The sequence below is a fragment of the Mesorhizobium sp. M7D.F.Ca.US.004.03.1.1 genome, assembly GCF_003998635.1.
GTDB classification, from domain to species: Bacteria; Pseudomonadota; Alphaproteobacteria; order Rhizobiales; family Rhizobiaceae; genus Mesorhizobium; species Mesorhizobium loti.
The window spans coordinates 1-501 of record NZ_RZQG01001741.1 but is presented as its reverse complement, the minus strand read 5'-3'; the positions used below and the strand labels follow the sequence as shown (position 1 = coordinate 501).

General features: G+C 63.1%; 1 protein-coding gene. It reads left to right on the top strand.

Annotated elements, in window-relative coordinates:
• Positions 1 to 400: class II aldolase/adducin family protein (locus EN935_RS39805; RefSeq protein WP_206534731.1), on the top strand; the 400-nt coding region annotated here is incomplete at its 5' end.
• Between the last annotated feature and the right edge of the window lie 101 nt (positions 401 to 501).

The window sequence follows — 501 nt, the reverse complement described above, 5'->3', positions numbered from 1 at the left end:
CTACAAGGCGTTTCCCGAGGCCGGTGCCGTGGTGCATGCCCATCCCGACCATTGCGTAGCGTTATCGTGCCTGCGCGAACCGCTGCCGCTGTTCCACTACATGGTCGCCGGTTTCGGCGGCGACGATGTGCGCTGCTCGGACTATGCGCTGTTCGCATCAAGCGAACTGGCGAAGGTCGCCGTCGTTGCGCTCAAGGACAGATCGGCCTGCCTGCTCGCCAATCATGGCATGATCGCCTTCGGCGCGGATCTCGACATGGCGCTGATCCGCACCATCAAGCTGGAAACCCTGGCGCGGCAGTATCTTTTGGCGCGCAGCGCCGGTACGCCGGTGCTGATCGAGGGCAGCGAGCTTGCCGCCATTCGCGGGCGCTACAAGAATTACGGCCAGCAGAAATAGTGCATGTCGCCCGACAGCGGCCTACTCAGTCGACCTGCAGGTGCGAGACGAACTTGCTGTTGAGATAGCTCTCCAGCGCATCGGCGCCACCTTCGGTGCCT